Source organism: Mesorhizobium sp. M7A.F.Ca.US.005.03.2.1 (assembly GCF_003997795.1).
GTDB lineage: Bacteria > Pseudomonadota > Alphaproteobacteria > Rhizobiales > Rhizobiaceae > Mesorhizobium > Mesorhizobium ciceri.
Genome location: NZ_RZRP01000243.1, coordinates 1 through 7,567, shown reverse-complemented (window position 1 = coordinate 7,567; position 7,567 = coordinate 1). Strand labels below are relative to the sequence as shown.

Below are 7,567 nucleotides of genomic sequence, written 5' to 3'. Positions count from 1 at the left end.
GGCGTGATGTCGTGCAACCCGGCGATCGGCGGGCTCGGCAAGGGCCACCTGGTGCGCGAGATCGATGCCATGGACGGCCTCATGGGCCGCGTGGCGGATGCGGCCGGCATACAGTTCCGCCTGCTCAACCGCCGCAAAGGCCCTGCGGTGCGCGGCCCGCGTACGCAGGCCGACAGAAAGCTCTATCGCCTTGCCATGCAGGAAGCGATTCGGCAGCAGAACGATCTCGACGTGGTCGAAGGCGAGGTTCTGGACTTCGAGATCGCCGACGGGCAGATCACGGCGGTTCTCCTAGCCGACGGCCGGCGCCTGGTCTGTGGCGCGGTCGTCCTGACGACCGGAACTTTTCTGCGCGGGCTTATCCATATCGGCGAGAAGAAGATCGTCGCCGGCCGCATGAACGAGCAGGCGAGCCTCGGCCTGTCGGCAACGATGGACCGCGCCGGCTTCAAGCTTGGACGGCTGAAGACCGGGACGCCGCCGCGGCTCGATGGCCGGACCATCGACTGGGCGTCGCTGGAAAGCCAGGCGGCGGATGCGGATCCGGTGCCGTTCTCGCTGATGACCGACCGTATCACCACGCCGCAGATCGATTGCGGCATTACGCGGACGACGACCGCGACGCATGAGTTGATACGCGCCAATCTCGGTCGCTCGGCCATGTATTCCGGATCGATCGAAGGCGTTGGGCCGCGCTATTGCCCGTCGATCGAGGACAAGATCGTCAAGTTCGGGGACAGGGACGGGCACCAGATTTTTCTGGAGCCGGAAGGCCTGGACGACGACACCGTCTACCCCAATGGCATTTCGACCTCACTGCCCGAGGATGTGCAGCTCGACATCTTGAAAACCATTCCGGGGCTGGAGCGGGCCGTCATGCTGCAGCCCGGCTATGCCATTGAATATGATCATGTCGATCCGCGCGAACTGCATCAGACGCTGGAGACGAAGCGCGTTAGTGGCCTGTTCCTCGCCGGGCAAATCAACGGCACGACCGGCTATGAAGAAGCGGCCGGGCAAGGCTTGCTTGCCGGCCTCAATGCGGCGCGGCGGGCGGCGGGCAGCGAGCAGATCGTGCTCAGCCGCACCGAGGCCTATATCGGCGTCATGGTCGATGATTTGACCAGCCGGGGCATTGCGGAGCCCTACCGGATGTTCACCTCGCGGGCCGAATTCAGGCTGTCGTTGCGTGCCGACAATGCCGATGAGCGGTTGACGCCGCTGGCGGCCAGGCTGGGCATCGCCTCGGCGCAGCGGATGCAGCGCTACGGGGATGTCATGCAAAGTCTGGATGAGGCTCGGGAGCTGGCGAAGTTGCTCACAATGACGCCCAACGAGGCGGCGCGTCATGGGCTGGAAATCAACCGGGACGGCGTGCGCCGGTCCGGTTATGAATTGCTGTCCTATCCCGACGTCGACTTGGCCCGGTTGGGACGTATCGATTCGCGATTCGCGGCAATCGACGGCAAAACGGCGGAGCGCCTCGAAACAGAGGCGAAATATTCGGTCTATCTCGATCGCCAGAAGACGGATGTCGCGCAGATCCGGCATGAAGAGAGCCGGCTGATCCCCGAGACGGTCGATTTCGCCGGAGTGCCGGGTCTGTCGAACGAGTTGAAGCAGAAGATGCAGGCGCGGCGGCCGCGCTCCATCGCCGATGCCCAGCGCATGGAAGGCATGACGCCGGCGGCGCTGGCGATCATTGTCGCGCATGTCCGTCACGCGGAGAGCGCCCAGCGCCTGCAAAAGGATGTTGCGTGAGTTCTATGACCCTAGCGAGCCTGCAGGACACGGCAGGCCCGGTTTCACGTGAAACATTCGATCGGCTGGTGGCGTTCGAGCAGATGTTCCAGAAGTGGAATCGCAGCATCAATCTGGTGGCGCAATCGACCTCGGGCGACGTCTGGCAGCGTCATATATTGGACAGCGCCCAGCTCGCGCGCATAGAGCCTGCCGCCACACGCTGGGTGGATATCGGCTCGGGCGGCGGATTTCCGGGCCTTGTCATGGCTTTCCTGCTGGCCGAGCGCGACGGCGCCAGCATCGATCTGATTGAAAGCAATCGCAAAAAAGCATCCTTCCTGCAGACCGTCGTCGGGCAGTTCAGCCTGCCGGCGCGGGTGGTGGCGCGCCGCATCGACGACAGTCATGCGCTTGTTTCGACGCCGCAGATCGTCACGGCGCGGGCGCTGGCTCCGCTTTCGACGTTGCTGGACCTGTCGGCGCCCTGGCTGATTTCAGGCGCGCGCGGCCTGTTCCACAAAGGCCGGGATTACCGCACCGAAGTGCAAGAAAGCGTTCACCGATGGTCCTTCGATCTGGTAGAACATCCCAGTGTGACCGACGCTGGCGGCGTCATCCTGGAATTGTCCAACCTGCGACCTGTCTGATCCGTCACTGACAGGCGATTTGGCGCCCAAAATGAATTTCTGGCATAAACCCATGATGAAGAATGGCCCCCGAATCATCACCGTAGCCAACCAGAAAGGCGGCGTCGGCAAGACAACCACCGCCATCAATCTGGCGACCGCGCTGGCCGCGATCGGCGAAAAGGTGCTGATCGTCGATCTCGATCCGCAGGGAAATGCCAGCACCGGTCTCGGCATCGACCGCAAGGATCGGACGGTGTCCTCCTATGACGTGCTGACCGGCGAGCTGGAGCTGGAGGCCGCGGCCATCCCGACGGCGGTGCCCGGCCTGTCGATCGTGCCGTCGACGCTCGACCTGCTCGGCATTGAAATGGAGATCGCCTCCGCGCCCGACCGGGTGCTCAAGTTGCGTAATGCGCTGCGCGCCGCGACCGAGCGCGGCGCACCTTTCGGCTATGTGCTGATCGACTGCCCGCCCTCGCTCAACCTTTTGACTTTGAATTCAATGGCTGCGGCCGATTCTGTTCTTGTGCCGCTGCAATGCGAGTTCTTCGCGCTCGAAGGTCTCAGCCAGTTGCTGGAGACGGTCGAGCAGGTGCGCCGCTCGATCAATCCGGATCTCACCATCCAGGGCATCGTGCTGACCATGTATGACGGCCGCAACAATCTCGCCAACCAGGTGGTGCAGGATGTGCGGGCGCATATGGGCGACAAGGTCTACGAGACCGTCATCCCGCGCAATGTGCGGGTGTCCGAGGCGCCGTCCTACGGCAAGCCGGCGATCCTTTACGATCTGAAATGCTCGGGCAGTCAGGCCTATCTGCAACTGGCGTCGGAAGTGATCCGCCGCGAGCGCAAGTTACGCGCCGCTTGATTAGACTCCCTGCAATTTAAAGAGCCGATTCGATACCGAAACGATCTGCAACCTGGAATAAAGATGAGCGAAGACCTTTCGAGAAAGAGACTGGGGCGTGGGCTGGCGGCGCTGATCGGCGAGATCGATCGCCCAGCTGCGCCTGAAAAACCAGGCATGAGCGCCGACGGCAAGGTGCCGATCGAGTTCCTGACCCCCAATCCGAAGAATCCGCGGCGGCATTTCGGCGACGCCGAGCTGACCGACCTTGCCCAGTCGATCCGCGAACACGGCGTCGTCCAGCCGGTGGTGGCGCGTCCTTCGCCGGCACAGGCCGGCCGTTACGAGATCATCGCCGGCGAGCGGCGCTGGCGGGCGGCGCAGCGCGCCGGGCTTTCCGAGATCCCGGTCATCATCCGCGAGGTCAACGACCGCACCGCGCTCGAGCTGGCGATCATCGAAAACGTCCAGCGCACCGACCTCAATGCGGTCGAGGAAGCACTTGGCTACCAGCAGCTGATCGATGAGCACGGCTACACCCAGGCCGATCTCGGCCAGGTGATCGGCAAAAGCCGCAGCCATGTCGCCAACACGCTCAGGCTCCTGAAGCTGCCGGACGTGATCCGCGACATGCTGGTCGACGGCGCGCTGTCGGCGGGCCATGCCCGTACGCTGGTGACGGCGGAAGATCCGGCCGGCCTTGCCAAGCGTATCGTCGAAGAGGGCCTTTCGGTACGCCAGGCCGAAGCGCTGGCCCAGATACCGGCCGGCACCAGCAGCACCAAGGAAGCCAAGCCGGCGCCAAGTCCGGAGCAAAAGGACGCCGATACGCTGGCGCTGGAAAAGCTGTTGACCGATACGATCGGCATGATTGTGTCAGTGGATCACAAGGGCAAGGGCGGCACTTTGCGGGTTTCATACCGGTCGCTGGAGCAGCTTGATGAGCTGTGCAGAAGGCTGAAGCAGGAGCGTTAGTTAGCCGGCGAAGTATATTGAGACCGGAGATTGCGCATGTGGAAAGGGGCTGGCCGTTTGGCCGGCCTTTTCCTTTTGGGGCGCTGGTGATTGGCGAAATCGGTGACGCCGCGAATCTCCCTCCTTGAGGGGAAATGGCCGGCAGGCCAGAGGGGTCGCCCCACATCAAGCGCCGGGCCCCTGCGGGAACGAAGAAGAGGTCAGCGCCCCACGCGCGGCGGCCCCCTCTGTCGCCTTCGGCGACATCTCCCCCTCGAGGGGGAGATCAGGCTCGCTCCCCAGCCTCGCGCTCTCAACCGCGATCCCAAGCAGCGCCTGCCGCCAGCCCTGCCGCTCGCGGCTTGACAGTGCCAGGCAACGGCGTAACCTATATTAGATATGGCTTAAATTATGGGCCCTAGCGTGCCGGTCAGTCGAGGCGGGGGCTATTTGCCGTTCCTACACAGTCGTGAAATGGCACCGCCCCGCCAATGCGATATGCCGACGCGCCTGACGCAAGTGGGAGGTGCAAATGGCAGTCCGTTGGCAATTGTCCGGAAGTTACTTCGAAAATTGTAGCTGCGATGTCGTATGTCCTTGTCTGCTGTCCACCAACGCGCAGCTGACATCGAAGCCGACGAAAGGTGTTTGCGACGTCGGTTTGGTCTTTCATATCAATACGGGCAACTACGGCGACGTTCGATTGGATGGGCTCAGTGTCGCGATGGTCGCTCACACGCCGGGTCCTATGGCAAACGGCAATTGGACGGCCGCCGCCTATATCGACGAACGGGCCGATGACAGGCAAACAGAGGCGCTAGGTGCCATCTTCACCGGCGCTGCGGGCGGCCCTATGGCGGTGCTGGCACCCATGATTGGCACGAATCTTGGCGCCAAGAAGGTGCCGATAAGCTACCGGATAGACGGCAAGAAGCGGTCGGCGGAGATTGTGGGCGTCATGCAGATGGCGGTCGAGCCGCTGCCGACAATGCGCGAGGACGGGCAGATGTGGGCGGCCACCGGCCATCCTGTCAATCCCGATTGGCTCGCCCTGGCGATGGGGGCGGAAGGCAGTACATTCAGCGATCATGGCATGAGCTGGGACAATTCCCGCCGAAACGGACATTACGCCCCGATCAATTGGTCTGGGCAGCAGTAGCCGTTGGCAGCGTAGCACGGAACGACCTCGTCCATGGCCCCGACGTTGCAGCGATACATCATTCTCGCGCTGCTGATCGCTATCGCTGCGGCGGCGTGGACCCTGCTTGTCTGGCAGCAGATGGCCATGGACGCGGACATGCGCATGGAAATGTACGCACTCACCATGGGTATGAAGGCGCCGCTGTTTCTTGCCATCTGGATGATCATGATGATTGCCATGATGTTTCCGACGGCCGCGCCCATGATCCTGACGTTTCACCAGGTCCAGGCCGGCAAACAGAGCCGGGGCGAGACCTTTGTCTCGAGCTGGGTGTTCGTGGCCGGGTATATGCTGGTTTGGGGCGTGATGGGCTTTATCGCCTTTGCCGGTGCGGCGGGTGCGGAGATGCTTGCCGGGCATGTGGGATTGTCCGCTGCGACGGCCGCGCGTATCGGCGGCGCGCTGCTGATGATTGGGGGCGCCTATCAACTCTCCCTACTGAAAGATCTGTGTCTGGCCAAATGCCGCACGCCGATTGGCTTCATCCTGACCTCATGGCGCGATGGTTATTGGGGTGCGGTTCGCATGGGCCTGGAGCATGGACTTTTTTGCCTGGGCTGCTGCTGGCTTTTGTTTCTCGCCCTCTTTCCTCTCGGGATCATGAACGTCGCCGCAATGGCCGTGGTCACCTTGCTGATCTTTGCGGAAAAGACCCTCCCGTCCGGAGGTGGGATCGCAAAGGTGTCGGGTATCGCTCTGCTTCTTTACGGCGCGGCGGTGCTGGTCTTTCCACAGGCGCTGCCAACCTTCCAGCAGGTGGGCGCCATGACAATGAATTGACCGATGGAGGCAGCGCTCGGCGCCGAGAAGAGGAGGATCGCTCTCCTACCGCTGCGCCAACCTGCTGCTCTCCACCGCAATGCCAAGCAGCGCCTGTCTTGCCAGCGCGACGGAAAGATCCGGCCGCCGCCTGGTCTGCAGCACCGCCGTCTGCAGCCGGGTCAGTGCGCGGCCGAGCGCTTCGGTGCTCCAGCGTTCCAGCGCTTTCTCCACCAGCTTGCGCCTGGAGAAAAACACCGGCGGGCGGGCGGCGGCAACGACCGAGGCGGCGTTGCGGTTGCCGGACTCCATCTGGCCGCGCATGATTTGGATCTGCTGCAACTGCCGCATTGCCGAGGACAGCACCAGGAAAGGCTGGCCGCCGGACTGGCAATGGCGGGTGAAGGCGGTGTCGAAGTCGCCGATCTTGCCTTCGAGAAGCGCGTCGACCGCGTCGTCGAAAGACGCGCCGGAGACATCACCTGACATCGCTTTGACCTCCTCCAGGCCGATCTCGGTCTGGCCATGGGCGTAGAGCACAAGCTTCTCGATCTCACCGCGCGAGGCCAGCCGGTCGCCGCCGAGATTGCGGCGCAGCGCCTGTCTCGCCTCCATGGTCATCGACATGCCGGCCCTGCCCAGTTCGCCGTCGATGACGGTGTCGATGTCGCGGGCTTCATCGGCATAGCAAGGCAGGGCCATGGCATTGTCGGCCGCCTCGACGATGGCGCGCAGGCCGACACCCTTCTTGAGGTCGCCGGCCTCGATGAGAATGATCGCATCGCGCGCGGGTTCGGCCGTCAGCGCCTTGACGTCGTCGGCCAATGCCTTCTGGCCGCTGGCATTGCGCACCCACAGCAGGCGCCGGTCGGAAAACATCGGCACGGTGCGGGCCTCGTCGAGCAGCCGGCCCTCGTCGCGGTCGACCTCCGACCCCTCCAGCCTGACCACCGAGAAGGGATCGTCGAGCGGCAGGCCGGTCTTGCCGGCAAAGGCCTTTGCTCGCTCGGAGACAAGGCCGCGATCGGGGCCGTAAAGCAGGACAATGGAGATCCGCTGGTCCGGCTTCGCGAGCCAGCCATCGACCTCATATGCTTTCTTCTGTGCCATGGCGGGCTGGTTAGCATGATGTGGGGGCGGCATCCAGCTTGGGCGAACCGTCGACCCCCACTCCCTCGAGCTTCGCTCGACACCTCTCCCCCGATCGACGGGGGAGAGGAAGGGCGCGAGTTCGTCGACCAATCACCTTATCTGCCGGCAAACCTCGCCCAACCTTCTCTCTAATTGCGCGCCACCGCCCAACATCGACAAGAAATTTCGCGGACATATCTTCATCTTGGGTGCGGGAGGCTGGATCGGCCGGCGCGGCCGGGACCGACGTCCGCAGGCTACCCGACAAATTCGCACTGGCGGCGCAGATATGCAAATATC

7 protein-coding genes are annotated in these 7,567 nt (G+C 63.3%); 6 read left to right on the top strand and 1 reads right to left on the bottom strand.

What is annotated here, in order from left to right:
- From mnmG to EN991_RS15470, 6 genes are all read left to right on the top strand, one after another.
- A partial coding sequence (gene mnmG, locus EN991_RS15495; RefSeq protein WP_245460976.1) for a tRNA uridine-5-carboxymethylaminomethyl(34) synthesis enzyme MnmG occupies positions 1-1,761 on the top strand: 1,761 nt, incomplete at its 5' end.
- Positions 1,758-2,390 (top strand): 16S rRNA (guanine(527)-N(7))-methyltransferase RsmG, encoded by a 633-nt coding sequence (rsmG, locus tag EN991_RS15490; RefSeq protein ID WP_024504087.1) that lies wholly within the window; start codon positions 1,758-1,760, stop codon positions 2,388-2,390. The genes mnmG and rsmG, both read left to right, overlap by 4 nt.
- A 52-nt stretch (positions 2,391-2,442) precedes the next feature.
- Positions 2,443-3,243, top strand: coding sequence for a ParA family protein (locus tag EN991_RS15485; protein ID WP_013528736.1), 801 nt, complete (start codon positions 2,443-2,445; stop codon positions 3,241-3,243).
- Between the two features lie 63 nt (positions 3,244-3,306).
- Positions 3,307-4,197 carry a ParB/RepB/Spo0J family partition protein gene (locus EN991_RS15480; RefSeq protein ID WP_013528737.1) on the top strand — a complete coding sequence of 297 codons (891 nt, stop codon included), beginning with the start codon at positions 3,307-3,309 and terminating at the stop codon, positions 4,195-4,197.
- A 511-nt stretch (positions 4,198-4,708) separates the two neighbouring features.
- Positions 4,709-5,335, top strand: coding sequence for a DUF1326 domain-containing protein (locus EN991_RS15475; RefSeq protein WP_127369069.1), 627 nt, complete (start codon positions 4,709-4,711; stop codon positions 5,333-5,335).
- Positions 5,336-5,368: 33 nt separating this feature from the next.
- On the top strand, positions 5,369-6,157 hold the full coding sequence (locus EN991_RS15470) for a DUF2182 domain-containing protein (RefSeq protein ID WP_127369068.1): 789 nt from the start codon (positions 5,369-5,371) through the stop codon (positions 6,155-6,157).
- A 45-nt stretch (positions 6,158-6,202) separates the two neighbouring features.
- On the opposite strand, the gene holA is transcribed toward EN991_RS15470, so the two are convergent.
- Entirely contained in the window at positions 6,203-7,246 is a 1,044-nt protein-coding gene (gene holA / locus EN991_RS15465) for a DNA polymerase III subunit delta (protein WP_013528740.1), read from the bottom strand.
- Positions 7,247-7,567: the final 321 nt, after the last annotated feature.